The organism is Pseudomonas sp. HMSC063H08 (genome assembly GCF_001813645.1).
GTDB classification, from domain to species: Bacteria; Pseudomonadota; Gammaproteobacteria; order Pseudomonadales; family Pseudomonadaceae; genus Pseudomonas; species Pseudomonas aeruginosa.
Genome location: NZ_KV813415.1, coordinates 42,963 through 59,512, shown reverse-complemented (window position 1 = coordinate 59,512; position 16,550 = coordinate 42,963). Strand labels below are relative to the sequence as shown.

Annotated in this window: 14 protein-coding genes and 1 pseudogene; 11 read left to right on the top strand and 4 right to left on the bottom strand. The window is 68.3% G+C overall.

The genetic code is table 11. From position 1 onward, the window contains the following. Window positions 1–7 precede the first annotated feature (7 nt). The 7 genes from HMPREF2924_RS10260 (at window position 8) to HMPREF2924_RS10230 (ending at window position 9,288) form a co-directional block, all read left to right on the top strand. Window positions 8–1,216 carry a glycosyltransferase family 4 protein gene (locus HMPREF2924_RS10260; protein ID WP_070700469.1) on the top strand — a complete coding sequence of 403 codons (1,209 nt, stop codon included), beginning with the start codon at window positions 8–10 and terminating at the stop codon, window positions 1,214–1,216. Next, window positions 1,207–2,310: a glycosyltransferase family 4 protein gene (locus HMPREF2924_RS10255; protein WP_003089232.1), complete on the top strand. Its 1,104-nt coding sequence runs from the start codon at window positions 1,207–1,209 to the stop codon at window positions 2,308–2,310. The genes HMPREF2924_RS10260 and HMPREF2924_RS10255 overlap by 10 nt, the downstream gene beginning before the upstream one ends. 2 nt (window positions 2,311–2,312) lie before the next feature. Then, on the top strand, window positions 2,313–3,749 hold the full coding sequence (locus HMPREF2924_RS10250) for a biofilm formation protein PslJ (protein ID WP_003089234.1): 1,437 nt from the start codon (window positions 2,313–2,315) through the stop codon (window positions 3,747–3,749). A 1-nt stretch (window position 3,750) separates the two neighbouring features. Then, the gene (locus tag HMPREF2924_RS10245; protein ID WP_003131842.1) at window positions 3,751–5,160 is read left to right on the top strand and encodes a lipid II flippase MurJ; all 1,410 of its coding nucleotides are present in this window, start codon (window positions 3,751–3,753) and stop codon (window positions 5,158–5,160) included. Window positions 5,161–5,242: 82 nt separating this feature from the next. After that, window positions 5,243–6,310 carry an acyltransferase family protein gene (locus HMPREF2924_RS10240; RefSeq protein ID WP_003089238.1) on the top strand — a complete coding sequence of 356 codons (1,068 nt, stop codon included), beginning with the start codon at window positions 5,243–5,245 and terminating at the stop codon, window positions 6,308–6,310. 187 nt (window positions 6,311–6,497) lie between these two features. Further along, window positions 6,498–8,231: an FAD-dependent oxidoreductase gene (locus HMPREF2924_RS10235; protein ID WP_003131840.1), complete on the top strand. Its 1,734-nt coding sequence runs from the start codon at window positions 6,498–6,500 to the stop codon at window positions 8,229–8,231. 55 nt (window positions 8,232–8,286) lie between these two features. Further along, window positions 8,287–9,288 carry a DNA topoisomerase IB gene (locus HMPREF2924_RS10230; RefSeq protein ID WP_003131838.1) on the top strand — a complete coding sequence of 334 codons (1,002 nt, stop codon included), beginning with the start codon at window positions 8,287–8,289 and terminating at the stop codon, window positions 9,286–9,288. On the opposite strand, the gene HMPREF2924_RS10225 is transcribed toward HMPREF2924_RS10230, so the two are convergent. Both HMPREF2924_RS10225 and HMPREF2924_RS10220 read right to left on the bottom strand, forming a co-directional pair. After that, window positions 9,289–9,582 carry an inner centromere protein gene (locus tag HMPREF2924_RS10225; protein WP_003113727.1) on the bottom strand — a complete coding sequence of 98 codons (294 nt, stop codon included), beginning with the start codon at window positions 9,580–9,582 and terminating at the stop codon, window positions 9,289–9,291. It lies immediately after the preceding gene. A 71-nt stretch (window positions 9,583–9,653) separates the two neighbouring features. Beyond that, window positions 9,654–10,115 (bottom strand): Lrp/AsnC family transcriptional regulator, encoded by a 462-nt coding sequence (locus tag HMPREF2924_RS10220; protein ID WP_003089245.1) that lies wholly within the window; start codon window positions 10,113–10,115, stop codon window positions 9,654–9,656. Window positions 10,116–10,424: 309 nt separating this feature from the next. Between HMPREF2924_RS10220 and HMPREF2924_RS10215 the strand changes: the two genes are divergently transcribed. Genes HMPREF2924_RS10215 through lpdA form a run of 4 tightly spaced genes read left to right on the top strand, consistent with a single transcriptional unit; the run spans window position 10,425 to window position 15,391 of the window. After that, window positions 10,425–11,657: a 3-methyl-2-oxobutanoate dehydrogenase (2-methylpropanoyl-transferring) subunit alpha gene (locus HMPREF2924_RS10215; RefSeq protein WP_003124669.1), complete on the top strand. Its 1,233-nt coding sequence runs from the start codon at window positions 10,425–10,427 to the stop codon at window positions 11,655–11,657. Next, window positions 11,654–12,706, top strand: a complete 1,053-nt coding sequence (locus tag HMPREF2924_RS10210) for an alpha-ketoacid dehydrogenase subunit beta (RefSeq protein WP_003089248.1) — start codon at window positions 11,654–11,656, stop codon at window positions 12,704–12,706. Before HMPREF2924_RS10215 ends, HMPREF2924_RS10210 begins: the two co-directional genes overlap by 4 nt. Continuing rightward, window positions 12,707–13,993, top strand: coding sequence for a dihydrolipoamide acetyltransferase family protein (locus tag HMPREF2924_RS10205; RefSeq protein ID WP_003131834.1), 1,287 nt, complete (start codon window positions 12,707–12,709; stop codon window positions 13,991–13,993). It begins immediately after the preceding gene. Between the two features lie 3 nt (window positions 13,994–13,996). After that, a complete protein-coding gene (gene lpdA, locus HMPREF2924_RS10200; RefSeq protein ID WP_003131831.1) occupies window positions 13,997–15,391 on the top strand; it encodes a dihydrolipoyl dehydrogenase in 1,395 nt (464 codons plus the stop codon). Between the two features lie 105 nt (window positions 15,392–15,496). On the opposite strand, the gene HMPREF2924_RS35480 is transcribed toward lpdA, so the two are convergent. Beyond that, window positions 15,497–15,814, bottom strand: coding sequence for a hypothetical protein (locus tag HMPREF2924_RS35480; RefSeq protein ID WP_123794461.1), 318 nt, complete (start codon window positions 15,812–15,814; stop codon window positions 15,497–15,499). 198 nt (window positions 15,815–16,012) lie between these two features. Further along, a pseudogene (locus HMPREF2924_RS10195) lies at window positions 16,013–16,509 on the bottom strand (IS3 family transposase); the annotation flags it as partial. Between the last annotated feature and the right edge of the window lie 41 nt (window positions 16,510–16,550).

The following is a 16,550-nucleotide window of genomic DNA, read 5'->3' as shown; positions in this document are numbered from 1 at the left end:
GCCACCCATGCGTATTCTCTGGATCCTGCCCTACTCGCCCTGGCCCACCACCAGCGGCGGCAAGACCCGCCAGTACCACCTGCTGCGCAGCCTCGCGGCACGCGGCTACCGGATCACCGTGCTGCTGCACAGCAAGCAGCCGGTGAGCGCCGAGGATCGCCAGGCCCTGGAGCCCTTCCTCGAACGCCTGGTCGTGCTGCCGCGCCGACCGCTGCGCAGCCTCTCCACGCTGCTCGCCGCGCTGTTCGCGCCCTACCCGCTGCTGGCCAGCGTCAACGGCCTGTCGGCGGAGCTGCAACGCACCGCCACGGAGTTGCTGCGCGAGCCCTGGGACGTGGTCCAGGTCGAGCACAGCTATAGCTTCCAGCCCTACGAGCGACCGCTGCGCGACGCCGGCCAGCCGTTCGTGCTCACCGAGCACAACGTCGAGTCGTCCCTCGGTGCCGCCACCTACGACCGCCTGCCGGGCTGGGCGCTGCCCTTCGTGCGCTACGACCAGTGGCGTTACCGCCGCTGGGAACGCCGGGTGATGAGCCAGGCGGCAGCGGTCGTCGCCGTGACCGAGAAAGATGCGCGGCAGCTCGGCGCGATGCTCGGGCGCCCGGTGCCAGTGGTGGTCAACGGGGTCGACTGCGAGCACTTCGCCGCCGCCCGGCCGACGCCCGAAGCGCAGCGCGTGCTGTTCCTCGGCAACTACGAATACGCACCGAACGTCGATGCCGTGGAATGGATGCTCGACGAGATCCTGCCGCGGGTCTGGGCACACTGCCCCGAGGCGCGCATGAGCGTCTGCGGCTATGCGCTGCCGGCGGACTGGGCGCAACGCTGGAGCGATCCGCGCATCGAATGGCAAGGCTTCGTTCCCGACCTGCTGCAACTGCAATCGAGCAGTTCGGTGTTCCTCGCCGCGCTGCGCCATGGCGGCGGTTCGAAGCTGAAGGTGCTCGAGGCCCTGGCCGCCGGACTGCCGCTGGCGAGTACCGCGCAGGGCGTTTCCGGCCTGGAACTGCGGGACGGCGAGGACTACCTGGGCGGCGAAACCGCCGAGCAGCTCGCCAACGCCGTAGTGCGCCTGTTGCAGGACCCGGCGCGGGCCCGCGTGCTGGGCGAGAACGGCCGCGCCTACGCGCGCCGCGCGCACGACTGGAGCGTCGCCGCCAGCCAACTGGAACAGGTCTACGCCGGCCTCGCCGAAGGAGCGCCGGCATGCGCATAGGACTCGACTACCGCACCGTCGGCAGCTCGCCGCACTCGGGCATCAGCCGCCAGGTCTATGCCATGGAGCAGGCCCTGGAAAGCCTGCCCGGCACGCAGGTGACCCGCTTCACCGTGGCCCCTCTCGACGACCCGCTGCGCCAGCGGGCGGTCTGCCCGCCGTGGGGCTGTCCGCGCACCGCGATGCACCAGCCGCACCAGCGCCTGCGCTTCGAAGCCGGGTTCCTCCCACGCGCCTTGCGCGAGCAGGACATCGACCTGTACATCAGCACCTTCAACATGGGCCTGCCGCTACCGCCGCGTCCGCCGGGCGTGCGCTATGCGCTGCTGATCCACGACCTGTTCCAGATCACCCTGAAGAACTACCACGCCAACCGCCTGAAGGCGCTGGTCTATCGAGTCAGCGACTACCTGTCGATCGCCTATGCGCTGCGTGTCGCCGACCGTGTCTGGACCCCTTCGCAGTACAGCGCCGACGAGGCTGTGCGGCTGTTTCCCGGGGTCGCCGGGAAAGTCCGGGTGCTGCCCAACCAGGTCGACGGCTTCGCCGGCGAACCCGCCGACCTCTCGGCACGCGGCCTGCCGCCACGCTACTGGCTGCTGGTGGGTACCCGCGAACTGCGCAAGAACGTGCCCTGGTTCGTCAGCGCCTGGGCCCGGGCGCGCGCCCAGGCGCCCGGCGTGCCGCCGCTGGTGCTGGTCGGCAGCCTCGACCACCTGCCCGAGGAACAACGCGGCTTGCCCGGCCTGCACGCGCTCGGCGGGCTCGACGACGCCGAACTGCACGCGCTGTACCGCCAGGCCGAGCGGCTCTGGCAACCGTCCTACGCGGAAGGCTTCGGCCTGCCGGTGGTCGAGGCGCTGAGCGTCGGCACGCCGGTGGCGGTGGCCAGCGGCACCTCGCTGGACGAAGTCACCCCGCCGTCGGCGCCGCGCTTCTCGCCCAGCGACGGCGCCGCCCTGGAACGCCTGATGCTGCGCCTGGCCGATGCGCCGCGCGAAGCCTCGGCGGAAGAACTCATTGCCTGGGCCGCGCGCTTCAACCGCGAAGCCTACCGGCAACGGCTGGCCGCACTGATCGAGGAACTGAGTTGAGAATGTCGTTGGGAAACCTCGTCGCTGTCGTCTTCGGCCTGGCCTTCGGCGGAGCGCTGCTGATGCTCAGCCCGGCCAAGGCCGGCGCCGCCATGGTCGGCCTGGCGGCCGCGGTCACCATCCTGCGCTTTCCATTCTGGGGACTGCTGCTGTTCGCCCTGGTGGCGACCTTCATGCCCTACTCCACGGTCAACGTGGGGATCCGTTCGACGGTCAGCGAAGCGATTCTCGCCCTGACCTGGGGCGCGGTGCTCTGGCACATCTTCCTCTCGCGCCTGCCGCCGGCGCCGGCGCTGCGCTACCGCTCCACCGAGCGCATGCTGCTGTGGCTGATGCTGTTCACCGTGCTGCCGTTCGTGGTCGGCCAGGTCAGCATCAAGGCCGAGGCCAGCGGCCTGTCGAACTGGCTGCGCTGGTTGCTCAACCTGTCCATCGTGTTCCTCGCCGGACGCCTGCTGGTGGAGCGCAAGAACCGCGAGACACTGGTCATCGCCCTGCTGCTGGGCACCCTGGCGATGCTGCTGATGTCCATCGCGGTGTTCATCCGCTACCGCTCGGCGTCGGGGATGGCGCCGATCCTGGCGATGTTCAACTACGCCAACCTGGACACCCTCAAGTTCGGCCTGGAGGCGCTTTCCTCGCGAATGGGCTCGCCATGGATGCACCCCAACGCCACCGGTGGGATCATGGCCCTGCTGCTGCCCCTGGCGTTCTGCTACGGGGTCGCCAACCAGGGCTGGCGGCGCGGCCTGGGCCTCGCCGTGGCGGTCCTCGGCGCCGCCGCGATCCTCCTCGCCAGTTCCCGCGGGGCGATGCTCAGCCTGGCGGTGGTGCTGTTCTGGATGTCCCTGCGCAAGGTGCCCTACACCGGCCGCCTGCTGTTGCTCGGGGTCGGCCTGGTGGTGGTCCTGGTGCTCAGCTACCCGCCGTTGCAGGAACGCCTGGCGACCATCTTCTCGCCGCAGAACGCCAGTACCGAGGTGCGCTTCGACGAATACCGGATGTTCCCCAAGGCCGTCGCCCGCTATCCGCTGGGAATCGGCTTCAAGGTCGACCCGCCGGTGCCGGGCACCGACCTCCTGGGCATCTCCAACCTGTGGCTGAACTTCATGTACAAGGTCGGCCTCGGCGGCATGCTGCTGTTCATCGCGGTGACCTGGCGCTGGTGGCGCGAAGCCCGTCCGGAGAAAGGCCCGATCCGCCTGACCCGCGACAACGCGATCTGGCTGGGCAGCACAGGCGGCATCCTGGCGGCGCTGGTCAGCGGCCTGTTCGACCACTACTTCAGCTTCGCCGTGGTGATGATCGGCCTGTTCTGGCTGCTGGTCGGGATCAACCTGCTGGAAGCCCGCCGGCTGTTCCCGGAACGCCAGCCGCAACCGCGGGCGGTGGGTTATCGCAAGCTCAAGCGACAGCTCGAGCGCGGGGCCGAGGCCTGAGATGCTCGGCTCCGCCTTCTGGCTGACCCTGGCCACCCTGCTCGGCCTGTGCCTGGGCTTCGCCCGCGAATGGCTGCTGGTGGCCTCCTGGGGCGCCGGCGAGCGCAGCGACGCCTTCCTCATCGCCCTGTTCCTGCCCGAGGCCCTGCGCATGTCGCTGGCCGGCGGCGTGCTCAGCGCGGCGGCCCTGCCACTGTTCCTCGAACGCCAGGGCGAACGTCGCCTCGACTGGCTGGCGGCGATCCTCCCGGCGCTGCTCGGTATCGCCGTGGCGCTCAGCCTCCTGCTGCTGGCGGCGGCGCCCTGGCTGGTGCGCCTGCTCGGCCCGGGCCTGGCCGAGACGGCCAGCGCCCAGGCCGCGGCCAACTTGCGGATCCTCGCCTGGTGCGTGCCGGGGCTGATGCTCCATGCGCTGTTCAGCATCCCCCTGCAGGCCGCCGAGCGTTTCGTCCTGGCTGGGCTCGGCTCGCTGCTGTTCAACCTGCCGCCGGTGCTCTACCTGGCCTTGCACGGCCAGGCCAGCCAGCCCGAACAACTGGCCCTGGCCTGCCTGCTCGGCAGCCTGCTGATGCCGCTGGTGCTGCTGCCTTCGCTATGGATCGAGGGCTGGCGGCCCTGGCACTGGCGCCTGTCCGGCGTCGAACTGGGCGAGCTTGGCGGGCGCATCGGTCCGCTGTTGCTGAGCAACGCCGCCAGCCAGGGCCTGGCGCTGGTCGAGCGGCTGGTGGCGTCGCTGCTCGGCGAAGGCGCGGTGACCTGGGTCAACCTGGCGCGCAAGCTGATGAACCTGCCGCTGATCGCCCTGATGAGCCTCAACCAGGTGTTGCTCGGCATGATGAGCCGACGCCAGGGTGGCGAGCGCCTGGCCCTGCTTCGCCGCGGCCTGGAGACCGCCAGCCTGCTGACCCTGCCGGCCGGGGTCGGGCTGGTCGCTGCCGCACCCGGCCTGGTGGCCCTGTTGCTGCCGCAGCAGACCGCCGGCTCGCCGTTGCCGGCGCTGCTGGCCTGGTTCGCCGTGCCACTGGTGTTCGGCGCCTGGAATGCCTTGCTGGCGCGTTACGCCTACGCCGCCGGCGATACTCGCCTGCCGCTGCGCTGCGAGCTGCTCGGCAGCGCGCTGAACGCCGCGCTGCTGGCGGTCCTGCCGTTGATTTTCGGACTGCCAGGGATTCCCCTCGCGGCCCTTGGCGGGGTGCTCTGCACCGCGCTGCTGCTGATGCGTCGCCAGGCCCTGCTCGGCGCCCTGCCCTGGGCCCGGCTGTGGCTACTGAGCGCCCTGGCCATGGCGCTCGCCGCCGGCCTGCTGTTCCGCATCGACGGTATCTGGCTGCAACTGGGCCTGGGCACCGTCGCCGGCTGCCTGGCGCTGCTCGGCATGGCGCTCTGGCTGCGGCCCTGGCGCACCGATTGACCCATGGCTCCGGGTAGGGAGCCTGGCCCTGGGGGCCTTCGAACAACCACTGTGAGTTAGCGCGTCAAGCGGGAGTTGCAAAGTGAAAAAACGCTGGATTCAGATGGATGTGACCCGCGGCGTGGGCATCCTGATCATCGTCTTCGGGCACAGCTGGTTCGTCGCCAGTTCGCCGACCGTGCTCTATCCGTTGCTCTCTCCGTTCATCCTGCCACTGTTCTTCTTCATTTCCGGGGTGTTCTTCAGGACCGAGCAACCCTTCGGCGAGATGGCCCTGCGCAAGGCCGACGCCCTGCTCAAGCCGTTCTTCGTGACCATGCTCGGCTACGTCATCCTCCGCGACCTGCTGCGCGGCCAGCCGCTGCTGCCGGACATCGGCGGAGTGCTGTACGCCTCGGTCGACACCCTGCCCTGGCAGGCGCTCTGGTACCTGCCGCACTTCTGGGTAGCGACCCTGTTCGCCTGGTTCATGCTGCGCGTCATCCAGCGTCTCGGCCTGTCCCTCGCCGCCAGTTGCGTGCTGCTGGCCGTGCAACTGGGCCTGGGCATCCTGTTCCTCAAGACGTTCTGGCAGATCCCGGTGGAGTTCGGCGGCGAACAGTACCTGCTGCCCGGCCTGCCGTTCAGCCTGGACATCACCCTGATCAGCAGCGCCCACTTCATGTTCGGCTATGTCCTGCGCGACGTCCTGCGTCGCCACCAGAGTTCGTTGCTGACCCTGTGCATCGCCCTTGCCGTGACCACCGCCAGCTTCCTCTACTACCCGACGGTGGTGGACATGGCGCAGCGCCGCTACGACCACTGGTTCTGGGCCACCGTCCAGGCAGTGAGCGGCGTCTACCTGTGCTGGGCGCTGTCCGGGCTGATGATGAAGATCGACTGGCTGGGCAAGGCGATGACCTACATCGGCCAGTCGACCCTGATCCTGCTGATCTTCCACGGCGAGATCCAGCACAAGACCTTCAACCTGCTGGTCCACCTGGGCCTGTCGGAACCGGCCGCTGCCAGCGTCGCCCTGGTGATCTCGGTGATCGTCTCGCTGCTGATCGGCGAAGTGATCAAGCGCGTCGCGCTGCTGCGCGCCCTCTACTTCCCCTTCCCGGTGCGCAAGAAGGCCGCCGCGGTCCAGGGCGGCGGCGAAGCGCGCTGACGCCCTCGGCCCGGTGCGCCTGCGCCGGGCCTTTCCCCTCCCGTCTCCCTTTTCCCTAACGGGCGGCCGACCTCGCTTCGACCTGGCCGATGATCGCCCGCTCCTTTCGCTGAGCGGGTTGGTAGGCGGGCATTGCCTCCCTAGAATATGGAACATCGTTCCGAAATCTTGAAAAAAGGGAGAAGCCATGACCTCTGCGGCCGTCGAGACCACCCCGCTAACCTGTGACCTGCTGGTCGTCGGCTCCGGCGCCGCCGGGCTGGCGGCGGCGGTGACCGCGACCTGGCACGGGCGCCGGGTAGTCCTGGTGGAGAAGGACCCGGTGTTCGGCGGCGCCAGCGCCTGGTCCGGCGGCTGGGCCTGGTTGCCGCGCAACCCGCTGGCGCGTCGCGCCGGCATCGAGGAGGACATCGAACAACCGCGTACCTACCTGCGCCACGAACTGGGCGAGCGTTACGACGCCGCGCGGATCGACGCCTTCCTCGAAGCCTGCCCGCACATGGTGGCCTTCTTCGAGCGTCACACCCACCTGCGGTTCGTCGACGGCAACGGCATCCCGGACATGCATGGCGACACGCCGGGCGCCGCCGATGGCGGCCACCAGCTGGTCGCCGCACCCTACGACGCGCGACAACTGGGCCCGCTGCTGCCGCGCCTGCGCAAGACCCTGCGGGAGACCTCGTTCATGGGCATGCCGATCATGGCCGGCGCCGACCTCGCCGCCTTCCTCGACCTGACCCGCTCGCTGCCGGCCTTCCTGCATGTCGCCCGGCGCCTTTCCAGCCACCTCTGGCACCTGCTGCGCTACGGTCGCGCCATGTACCTGGTCAATGGCGTGGCGCTGGTGGCGCGCCTGGCGAAGTCCGCCGAAGCCCTGGGTGTGCGTCTGATCGAATCGGCGCCGGCCCGCGAACTGCTGCTGCGTGACGGCAAGGTGGTCGGCGCGCTGGTCGAGAGCGCCGAGGGACTCCTGCGCATCGAGGCAGGCGCCGTGGTCCTGGCCTGCGGCGGCTTTCCCCATGATCCGCAGCGCCGCGCCGAGCTGGCCCCCACCCTGGACACCCTCCTGCCGCTGCCGCCGCCGGGCTGCAACGGCGACGGCTTGCGCCTGGGGGAAAGCGCCGGCGGCCGTGTGGCCGACGACCTGCGCTCGCCGATCGCCTGGGCGCCGGTCTCGCGAGTTCCCCACGGCGATGGCGAGACCGGGCACTTCCCGCACATCATCGAGCGCGGCAAGCCCGGGGTGATCGGCGTGCTGGCCAACGGCAGGCGCTTCGTCAATGAGGCGCACGGTTACCACGACTATGTCGCCGCCCTGCTCGAGGCCACCCCGCCCGGGCAGCCGGCACGCTCCTGGCTGGTCTGCGACCGGCGCTTCCTGCGCCGCTACGGCCTCGGCTACGTGCGTCCGGCGCCGCTGCCGATCGCCGCGCACCTGCGCAGCGGCTATCTCAAGCGCGGGGCCAGCCTGGATCAGTTGGCAAGGAGCTGCGGCATCGACCCGTCCGGCCTGGCCGCCACCGTCGCCGAATACAACCGCCACGCCCGCGAGGGCCGCGACCCAGAGTTCGGCCGCGGCGGCACGGCATTCAACCGCAAGCAGGGCGACCCGGCGTATCCGGGGCCGAATCCCTGCGTCGCCCCCATCGAACGCGGACCGTACTACGCGGTGCAGGTCGAGCCCGGCTGCTTCGGCACCTTCGCCGGGCTGAAGACCGACGCCCAGGCCCGCGTGCTGGACGGCGGCGGCCAGCCGATCCCCGGCCTGTACGCGGCGGGCGCGGACATGGCGAGCCTGTTCGCCGGCCACTATCCCTCCGGCGGCATCAACCTGGGGCCGGCGCTGACCTTCGGCTACATCGCCGGCCGCCATATCGCCGGCGCCCTCGGCTACGAGCAGGAGCAAGCGCAGCGCGGTTGAACGTTCCAGCGGGCGCAGCGGCCTAAACAGGCAAGCTTTCCTTCGGAACCCAAGCATGAGCGCAGCGCCACCGGATATCCCCGCCCTGCCCGCCGGCCTCTACTACGTCGACGACCGCCAGCCGGGCATCCGTCGACGCCGGCAGGGCAAGCGCTTCGTCTATTTCGACGCCGACGGCCAGCGCATCGGCGACGCCGAGGAAATCCGCCGGCTGGACAAGCTGGCCATTCCGCCGGCCTATCGCGAGGTCTGGATCTGTCCCGACCCCAACGGCCATCTCCAGGCCACCGGCCGCGACGCCCGTGGGCGCAAGCAGTACCGTTACCACCCGCGCTGGCGCGAGGTACGCGATGCCGACAAGTACGAGCGCCTGCTGCGCTTCGGCCAGGCGCTGCCGGGGCTGCGCCGGCACATCGACGCCCAGTTGCGCCTGCCCGGCCTCGGTCGCGACAAGGTGGTGGCCCTGGCGGTGGCGCTGCTCGACGCCACCCTGATCCGCGTCGGCAACCACCGCTACGCCCGCGACAACCGCTCCTACGGCCTGACCACCCTGCGTACCCGGCACGTCGACGTGAACGGCAGTCGCATCCGGTTCCGCTTCAAGGGCAAGAGCGGCATCGAGCACGACGTCAGCCTGGAGCATCCGCGCCTGGCGCGGGTGCTGCGGCGCTGCCTGGAACTGCCCGGCCAGGACCTGTTGCAGTACCTGGACGAGGACGGCCAGCCGCACCGCATAGGCTCCCACGACATCAACGAGTACCTGCGCCGGCATACCGGCGAGGACTTCAGCGCCAAGGACTACCGTACCTGGGCCGGCAGCGCGCTGGCGCTGGAGCGCCTGCGGCGTGCCGAAGCCGACGGGCTTGGCGCGGTGGTGGCGGAGGTCGCCGCCGAATTGGGCAACAGCGTGGCGATCTGCCGGCAATGCTACATCCACCCGGCGATCATCGAGGCCTACCAGGCCGGGCAACTGGGCCAGCTCAGGCGCGCCCGCAAGCGCCGCTGGCTGAGTGCCGAGGAAGCGACCCTGCTGGCCTTCCTCGACACGCCCGGCTGATCAGTTGCCCGGGTGCGGATCGATGCCGTGCCGGCGCAGCAGGCCGAGCAGGCGGCCAATCTCGGTCTGGCAGGCTTCCAGTTCCTTACGCAGGGTGTGTTCGCGGCGCTGCTGCTCCAGCTTCACGCGTTCCAGTTCGGCGCGCGCCTCACGGCGGATCTGCCGCTCGCGCTCCTTGTCGGAATGCTCGGCGCCGAGGGCCTCTTCGGCCTTGCGCGCGCGGTATTCGCGCATCCGCTGGGCGGCCGACTTGGCCTTGCCGCTCGGCTTGGGCCCGGGTTTGCTGGCTTTCATGAACGCCTCCATCTGCGTAACGTTACGCAATCAGAATAGCGTAACGTTACGCAGATAAACAGGGTCTATGCTTAGAGCGGCGGGGCCGAGCGCAGCATCACCGACTTCAGCGCGAAGGCCGACTTGATGCCAGCCACGCCGGGAATGCAGGTCAGGGTATTGGTGAGGAACGCCTGGTAGGCGGCGAGATCCTTGACCACAACCCGCAGCATGTAGTCGGCATCGCCGGTCATCTGGAAACAGCTCATGACCTGCGGCGCATCGACGATGCGTTCCTCGAAGCGAGCGAGGTAGTCGCCGGTCTGCTTTTCCAGGGACACCGAGACGAACACGCTCATCGCCCCGGACAGGCGCTCCTCGTCGAGCCGGGCGAAGTAGCCCTGGATGTAGTGTTCCTCTTCCAGGCGGCGTACCCGGCGCAGCGTCGGCGTCAGCGACAGGCCGACCTTCTGGGCGAGATCGCGCCAGCTCAGGCGGCCGTCGTCGGCCAGGGCACGGAGGATTTTCAGGTCGATGCGGTCGAGTTCAGCCATGGTGCGTTGTTTCTCTTGTTAGCGATTCTTGTAGTTCAAACAACCCAATACTGCCGGAATACCTTAGTCAATTTGGAGCAAAAAACTAGCACCCGAAGCCTATACTGAAATTACAAAAACAAAACCCGAGGGCCTCACCATGAGTGACGTCACCCAGTACGACCGCGCCTGCCGTACCCCGGCATGCCTGCAACCCGCCCCCACCCACAGGACGGGAACCCGCCATCCGCCCAGTCCGCCGCTTCGAGCGCCGTTCGCCCGTTTCTGATCTCTCCAACCGTTTGGCCCGGACCGGGCCGGAGGCCTGTCATGAGTGATTACGAGCCGTTGCGTCTGCATGTCCCGGAGCCCACCGGGCGTCCTGGCTGCAAGACCGACTTTTCCTATCTGCACCTGTCCCCCGCCGGCGAGGTACGCAAGCCGCCGGTGGATGTCGAGCCCGCCGCGACCAGCGACCTGGCCTACAGCCTGGTACGCGTGCTCGACGACGACGGCCACGCCGTCGGTCCCTGGAATCCGCAGCTCAGCAACGAACAACTGCTGCGCGGCATGCGGGCGATGCTCAAGACCCGTCTGTTCGACGCGCGCATGCTCACCGCGCAACGGCAGAAAAAGCTTTCCTTCTATATGCAATGCCTCGGCGAGGAAGCCATCGCCACCGCCCACACCCTGGCCCTGCGCGACGGCGACATGTGCTTTCCGACCTATCGCCAGCAAGGCATCCTGATCACCCGCGAATACCCGCTGGTGGACATGATCTGCCAGCTTCTCTCCAACGAGGCCGACCCGCTCAAGGGCCGCCAGCTGCCGATCATGTACTCGAGCAAGGAGGCCGGTTTCTTCTCCATCTCCGGCAACCTCGCCACCCAGTTCATCCAGGCGGTCGGCTGGGGCATGGCCTCGGCGATCAAGGGCGACACGCGCATCGCCTCGGCCTGGATCGGCGACGGCGCCACCGCCGAGTCGGACTTCCACACCGCCCTCACCTTCGCCCATGTCTATCGCGCGCCGGTAATCCTCAACGTGGTCAACAACCAGTGGGCGATCTCCACCTTCCAGGCCATCGCCGGCGGCGAAGGCACCACCTTCGCCAACCGTGGCGTGGGCTGCGGGATCGCCTCGCTGCGGGTCGACGGCAATGACTTCCTGGCGGTCTACGCCGCCTCCGAGTGGGCCGCCGAGCGCGCCCGGCGCAACCTCGGGCCGAGCCTGATCGAATGGGTCACCTACCGCGCCGGCCCGCACTCGACTTCGGACGACCCGTCCAAGTACCGCCCCGCCGACGATTGGACCAACTTCCCGCTGGGCGACCCGATCGCCCGCCTGAAGCGGCACATGATCGGCCTCGGCATCTGGTCGGAGGAACAGCACGAAGCCACCCACAAGGCCCTCGAAGCCGAAGTGCTGGCCGCGCAGAAACAGGCGGAGAGCCACGGCACCCTGATCGACGGCCGGGTGCCGAGCGCCGCCAGCATGTTCGAGGACGTCTATGCAGAACTGCCGGAGCACCTGCGCCGGCAACGCCAGGAGCTCGGGGTATGAATGCCATGAACCCGCAACACGAGAACGCCCAGACGGTCACCAGCATGACCATGATCCAGGCGCTGCGCTCGGCGATGGACATCATGCTCGAGCGCGACGACGACGTGGTGGTATTCGGCCAGGACGTCGGCTACTTCGGCGGCGTGTTCCGCTGCACCGAAGGCCTGCAGAAGAAATACGGCACCTCGCGGGTGTTCGATGCGCCGATCTCCGAGAGCGGCATCATCGGCGCCGCGGTCGGCATGGGCGCCTACGGCCTGCGCCCGGTGGTGGAGATCCAGTTCGCCGACTACGTCTACCCGGCCTCCGACCAGTTGATCTCCGAGGCGGCGCGCCTGCGCTATCGCTCGGCCGGCGACTTCATCGTGCCGATGACCGTACGCATGCCCTGTGGCGGCGGCATCTACGGCGGGCAAACGCACAGCCAGAGCCCGGAGGCGATGTTCACCCAGGTCTGCGGCCTGCGCACGGTGATGCCGTCCAACCCCTACGACGCCAAGGGCCTGCTGATCGCCTGCATCGAGAACGACGACCCGGTGATCTTCCTCGAGCCCAAGCGCCTCTACAACGGCCCGTTCGATGGCCACCACGACCGCCCGGTGACGCCCTGGTCCAAGCATCCGGCGAGCCAGGTGCCGGACGGCTACTACAAGGTGCCGCTGGACAAGGCGGCGATCGTCCGCCCCGGCGCGGCGCTGACCGTGCTGACCTACGGCACCATGGTCTACGTGGCCCAGGCCGCAGCCGACGAGACCGGCCTGGACGCCGAGATCATCGACCTGCGCAGCCTCTGGCCGCTGGACCTGGAAACCATCGTCGCCTCGGTGAAGAAGACCGGCCGCTGCGTCATCGCCCACGAGGCGACCCGCACCTGCGGGTTCGGCGCCGAACTGATGTCGCTGGTGCAGGAGCACTGCTTCCACCACCTGGAGGCGCCGATCGAGCGCGTCACCGGTTGGGACACCCCCTACCCGCATGCCCAGGAGTGGGCGTATTTCCCCGGCCCCGCGCGCGTCGGCGCGGCATTCAAGCGTGTGATGGAGGTCTGAATGGGTACCCATGTGATCAAGATGCCGGACATCGGGGAAGGCATCGCCGAGGTCGAACTGGTGGAGTGGCATGTCCAGGTCGGCGATTCGGTCAATGAAGACCAGGTTCTCGCCGAGGTGATGACCGACAAGGCCACGGTGGAGATTCCCTCGCCGGTGGCCGGACGCATCCTCGCCCTCGGCGGCCAGCCGGGCCAGGTGATGGCGGTGGGCGGCGAACTGATCCGCCTGGAGGTGGAAGGCGCCGGCAACCTCGCCGAGAGTCCGGCCGCGGCGACGCCGGCCGCGCCCGTCGCAGCCGCCCCGGAGGAACCCAAGGAGACCCCGGTCGCGGCGCCGAAAGCCGCCGCCGAAGCGCCGCGCGCCTTGCGCGACAGCGAGGCGCCACGGCAGCGGCGCCAGCCCGGCGAACGCCCGCTGGCCTCCCCCGCGGTGCGCCAGCGCGCCCGCGACCTGGGCATCGAGTTGCAATTCGTGCAGGGCAGCGGTCCCGCCGGACGCGTCCTCCACGAGGACCTCGATGCCTACCTGACCCAGGACGGCAGCGTCACGCGCAGCGGCGGCGCCGCGCAAGGGTATGCCGAGCGACACGACGAACAGGCGGTGCCGGTGATCGGCCTGCGTCGCAAGATCGCCCAGAAGATGCAGGACGCCAAGCGACGCATCCCGCATTTCAGCTATGTCGAGGAAATCGACGTCACCGACCTGGAAGCCCTGCGCGCCCATCTCAACCAGAAATGGGGCGGCCAGCGCGGCAAGCTGACCCTGCTGCCGTTCCTGGTCCGCGCCATGGTCGTGGCGCTGCGCGACTTCCCGCAGTTGAACGCGCGCTACGACGACGAGGCCGAGGTGGTCACCCGCTACGGCGCGGTGCACGTCGGCATCGCCACCCAGAGCGACAACGGCCTGATGGTGCCGGTGCTGCGCCACGCCGAATCGCGCGACCTCTGGGGCAACGCCAGCGAAGTGGCGCGCCTGGCCGAAGCCGCGCGCAGCGGCAAGGCGCAACGCCAGGAGCTGTCCGGCTCGACCATCACCCTGAGCAGCCTCGGCGCGCTCGGCGGGATCGTCAGCACACCGGTGATCAACCATCCTGAGGTGGCCATCGTCGGCGTCAACCGCATCGTCGAGCGACCGATGGTGGTCGGCGGCAACATCGTCGTGCGCAAGATGATGAACCTCTCCTCCTCCTTCGACCACCGGGTGGTCGACGGGATGGACGCGGCGGCCTTCATCCAGGCCGTGCGCGGCCTGCTCGAACATCCCGCCACCCTGTTCCTGGAGTAAGCGATGAGCCAGATCCTGAAGACTTCCCTGCTGATCGTCGGCGGCGGTCCCGGCGGCTACGTCGCGGCGATCCGTGCCGGGCAACTGGGCATTCCCACCGTACTGGTGGAGGGCGCCGCCCTCGGCGGCACCTGCCTGAACGTCGGCTGCATCCCGTCGAAGGCGCTGATCCACGCCGCCGAGGAATACCTCAAGGCCCGCCACTATGCCGGCCGGTCGGCGCTGGGCATCCAGGTACAGGCGCCGAGCATCGACATCGCCCGCACCGTGGAATGGAAGGACGCCATCGTCGACCGCCTCACCAGCGGCGTCGCCGCGCTGCTGAAGAAACACGGGGTCGATGTCGTCCAGGGCTGGGCGAGGATCCTCGATGGCAAAAGCGTGGCGGTCGAACTCGCCGGCGGCAGCAGCCAGCGCATCGAGTGCGAGCACCTGCTGCTGGCCGCCGGCTCGCAGAGCGTCGAGCTACCGATCCTGCCGCTGGGCGGCAAGGTGATCTCCTCCACCGAGGCGCTGGCGCCCGGCAGCCTGCCCAAGCGCCTGGTGGTGGTCGGCGGCGGCTACATCGGCCTGGAGCTGGGTACCGCCTACCGCAAGCTCGGCGTCGAGGTGGCGGTGGTGGAAGCGCAACCGCGCATCCTGCCGGGCTACGACGAAGAACTGACCAAGCCGGTGGCCCAGGCCTTGCGCAAGCTGGGCGTCGAGCTGTACCTCGGGCACAGCCTGCTGGGCCCGAGCGAGAACGGCGTGCGGGTCCGCGACGGCGCCGGCGAGGAGCGCGAGATCGCCGCCGACCAGGTACTGGTGGCGGTCGGCCGCAAGCCGCGCAGCGAAGGCTGGAACCTGGAAAGCCTGGGCCTGGACATGAACGGCCGGGCGGTGAAGGTCGACGACCAGTGCCGCACCTCGATGCGCAATGTCTGGGCCATCGGCGATCTCGCCGGCGAGCCGATGCTCGCGCACCGGGCCATGGCCCAGGGCGAGATGGTCGCCGAGCTGATCGCCGGCAAGCGTCGCCAGTTCGCCCCGGTGGCGATCCCCGCGGTGTGCTTCACCGATCCGGAAGTGGTGGTCGCCGGGTTGGCCCCGGAGCAGGCGAAGGATGCCGGCCTGGACTGCCTGGTGGCGAGCTTCCCGTTCGCCGCCAACGGCCGCGCCATGACCCTGGAGGCCAACGAAGGCTTCGTCCGCGTGGTGGCGCGTCGCGACAACCACCTGGTCGTCGGCTGGCAGGCGGTGGGCAAGGCGGTCTCGGAACTGTCCACGGCCTTCGCCCAGTCGCTGGAGATGGGCGCCCGCCTGGAAGACATCGCCGGCACCATCCACGCCCATCCGACCCTCGGCGAAGCGGTCCAGGAAGCCGCCCTGCGCGCGCTGGGACACGCCCTGCACATCTGATTCCCGCGAACCTCGGTAGCCGGCCAACCACCGGCGCACATTACCCCCTTGCCCGTCGGGCAAGGGGGCTTTTTTACCAAATTACCCGACTAACTGCTCCAACCATCAGAGTCCTTCCGCCCATTGCGGGTTATCCAGCCGCCACTGAGCAAGTTTCAACTCCTCTGGGGAAAAAAGATCACGAAATCTATCTAGCAACACCGCGTACTCCACGGTGAGTTCCCGACGATTCAGCTTCATAACCCGCTGAAACCCTGTTTGTCCTTCTTTAGTTGATGGACCAAGCAAACGTTTAGCGGCTGCTAAGCCTCCCCATGTATTGAGCATCCTCTCAAACTCAGTCGGCGAATAACCCAGTTTACGGCACTCCTGTATGGAATCCCGAAGGTGGGTAGTAAAAGCAGCTTCTAACGATATGTTCATGACCGTTCGTCCCTGTCGGAAAGTAGTCCTATCAATTTAGAAGCAGCTATCAGGTAACGCCACCATAAATCAAAAAATGACCAAATGCCGATGTAGGTGCGCTAGGCGTTAAGACACTTATTCCCAGACGACTCAGCAGTACACCGGGTGCGGTTGGAAATGAACCTATGATCTTGCCCAGTAGTCGTGGACACGGGTTTAAGCACTCATCCGTCCCTCGAAGGCCTCCGGGCTGATGTGCCCCAGCGTGCTGTGTCGCCGCTGACGGTTGTAATCGGTTTCGACGTATTCAAACACGGTTTCACGCATCTGGGCACGGCTCGTGAAGCGCTCGCCGTGGATGCACTCGACCTTCAGACTGTGGAAGAAGCTCTCTGCACAGGCATCGTCGTAGCAGTTGCCTTTGGCGCTCATGTTGCATCGCAAGTGATGGGGGCGGCAACGAGTGCTGGGAATTGGTCGTGGCCTTGAACTTCTTGGCGGCCTTGGCACAGCAGTCCTTGCCGTTGCATCGAGGCGGCTACTGTCTTGCGATTGCAGGGTAGCCCGACCTCCCGCAAGTCGTGACACAGCCGTGAAGCCCCGCTGCGGCCCTTGCGTGCGTTGTATGCCTGAGCGACCTGCCCATCCAGCTCGGCTCTTCGCCGGTGGCGCATTGACGTCCTGCGAGAGCACCAGGCGTAGTAGCCGCTGCGGCGTTTTAATACAACAGGGATTTCCCGACGGCCGACTAGGT

Bases quoted from the DNA above. Each gene is read 5' to 3' on its own strand.
- HMPREF2924_RS35480 (WP_123794461.1), bottom strand. From the start codon at position 15,814: ATGAACATATCGTTAGAAGCTGCTTTTACTACCCACCTTCGGGATTCC.
- HMPREF2924_RS10255 (WP_003089232.1), top strand. From the start codon at position 1,207: ATGCGCATAGGACTCGACTACCGCACCGTCGGCAGCTCGCCGCACTCG.
- HMPREF2924_RS10260 (WP_070700469.1), top strand. From the start codon at position 8: ATGCGTATTCTCTGGATCCTGCCCTACTCGCCCTGGCCCACCACCAGC.
- HMPREF2924_RS10230 (WP_003131838.1), top strand. From the start codon at position 8,287: ATGAGCGCAGCGCCACCGGATATCCCCGCCCTGCCCGCCGGCCTCTAC.
- HMPREF2924_RS10210 (WP_003089248.1), top strand. From the start codon at position 11,654: ATGAATGCCATGAACCCGCAACACGAGAACGCCCAGACGGTCACCAGC.
- HMPREF2924_RS10215 (WP_003124669.1), top strand. From the start codon at position 10,425: ATGAGTGATTACGAGCCGTTGCGTCTGCATGTCCCGGAGCCCACCGGG.
- HMPREF2924_RS10205 (WP_003131834.1), top strand. From the start codon at position 12,707: ATGGGTACCCATGTGATCAAGATGCCGGACATCGGGGAAGGCATCGCC.
- HMPREF2924_RS10220 (WP_003089245.1), bottom strand. From the start codon at position 10,115: ATGGCTGAACTCGACCGCATCGACCTGAAAATCCTCCGTGCCCTGGCC.
- HMPREF2924_RS10225 (WP_003113727.1), bottom strand. From the start codon at position 9,582: ATGAAAGCCAGCAAACCCGGGCCCAAGCCGAGCGGCAAGGCCAAGTCG.
- HMPREF2924_RS10250 (WP_003089234.1), top strand. From the start codon at position 2,313: ATGTCGTTGGGAAACCTCGTCGCTGTCGTCTTCGGCCTGGCCTTCGGC.
- HMPREF2924_RS10235 (WP_003131840.1), top strand. From the start codon at position 6,498: ATGACCTCTGCGGCCGTCGAGACCACCCCGCTAACCTGTGACCTGCTG.
- HMPREF2924_RS10245 (WP_003131842.1), top strand. From the start codon at position 3,751: ATGCTCGGCTCCGCCTTCTGGCTGACCCTGGCCACCCTGCTCGGCCTG.
- lpdA (WP_003131831.1), top strand. From the start codon at position 13,997: ATGAGCCAGATCCTGAAGACTTCCCTGCTGATCGTCGGCGGCGGTCCC.